Source organism: Treponema sp. JC4 (assembly GCF_000260795.1).
GTDB lineage: Bacteria > Spirochaetota > Spirochaetia > Treponematales > Treponemataceae > Treponema_D.
Genome location: NZ_AJGU01000102.1, coordinates 1 through 1,399, shown reverse-complemented (window position 1 = coordinate 1,399; position 1,399 = coordinate 1). Strand labels below are relative to the sequence as shown.

2 protein-coding genes are annotated in these 1,399 nt (G+C 38.0%); one reads left to right on the top strand and one right to left on the bottom strand.

Annotated features, from left to right (window positions below; genetic code table 11):
- Positions 1 to 366: AMP-binding protein (locus MSI_RS13430; protein ID WP_039925122.1), on the bottom strand; the 366-nt coding region annotated here is incomplete at its 3' end.
- Between the two features lie 122 nt (positions 367 to 488).
- Here MSI_RS13430 and rffA point away from each other — a divergent pair.
- A partial coding sequence (gene rffA, locus MSI_RS13425) for a dTDP-4-amino-4,6-dideoxygalactose transaminase (protein WP_039925121.1) occupies positions 489 to 1,399 on the top strand: 911 nt, incomplete at its 3' end.

Genomic DNA, 1,399 nt, shown 5'->3' with positions numbered 1-1,399 from the left:
AAAGAGTGGAGAAACTTTCAGGTTAGAAAGTTTTTTTTCATAACGCTTATCTGCAATAATATGTTTAACACCAAGTGTTTCTATCATAGAATCCAGACGGGAATCCGGAAATGTTGCGTCAAAATAAGAATAAAAGCAGCCGGCGTAGAGTGCTCCAAAAAAATATTCAAGTGTCTTTACACTTTTTTCAATCATTACAGGAACTGCCTGCCCGGGTTCAAAATATTTAGAAATAACTGCAGAAAGTGTCTTTGCATTTGTTACAAATTCTTTCCATGTTACAGATCTTGTAGTATCTGCAAATGCTGTTTTTTCGGGATATTTTTCTGCTGTTGCTTCAAGATAATCAAGTATTGTGTATTTCATTATTTTTTTTATACCTAAGACTTATTATATGTTTAATTTGTGTAAATGTCTATTTTAAGATTTATATAGAAAAAAATAATGTTTTTTGCTATCCTTTAACAAAAATATTAATTAGGACATTTATGATTCACTTTAATATCCCTCCGGTAACCGGTAACGAAGTAAAATATATTCAGGAAGCAATTGCAGCTCACAAGATTTGCGGTGATGGTGCTTTTACAAAAAAATGCCATGCATGGTTTGAAGAACGCCTTAAGGGCAGCAAGGTTCTTCTTACAACAAGCGGAACTACAGCCCTGGAAATGGCAGCCCTGCTTTGTGATATTCAGGCAGGGGATGAAGTTATTATGCCTTCTTTTACCTTCTGTTCAACTGCAGACGCATTTGTTCAGCGGGGAGCAAAAATTGTTTTTGTTGATGTACGCAAAGATACAATGAATCTTGATGAAAGCAAAATTGAACGTGCAATTACTCCAAAAACAAAGGCAATCTGTGCCGTTCACTATGCCGGTGTTGCCTGCGAAATGGACACAATTATGGACATTGCCCGCCGTCATAATCTTAAGGTTGTTGAAGATGCGGCTCAGGCTGTCTGCTCTTTCTATAAAGGCCGACCTCTTGGTACAATTGGTGATTTTGGCTGTTTTTCTTTTCATGAAACAAAGAACTTTTCTATGGGAGAAGGCGGTGCCATTGTAATAAATACAGGAACAGAAGATTTTGAACGTGCAGAAGTTATCCGCGAAAAAGGAACAGACAGAAGCAAATTCCTTCGCGGTCAGGTAGATAAATACACCTGGCGTGATTACGGTTCAAGCTATCTTCCAAGTGATATGAATGCCGCCTACCTCTGGGCCCAGCTTGAAATGGCAGAAGAAATTCAGACAGACAGAATGAATATCTGGAACCTTTATAATAAAGAATTCAAAACACTGGAAGAAGAAGGTAAACTAAGACTTCCCGTTATCCCAAAAGACTGCCGGCACAACGCCCACATGTTCTATTTAATTACTCGCTCTCTGGAAGAAAGATC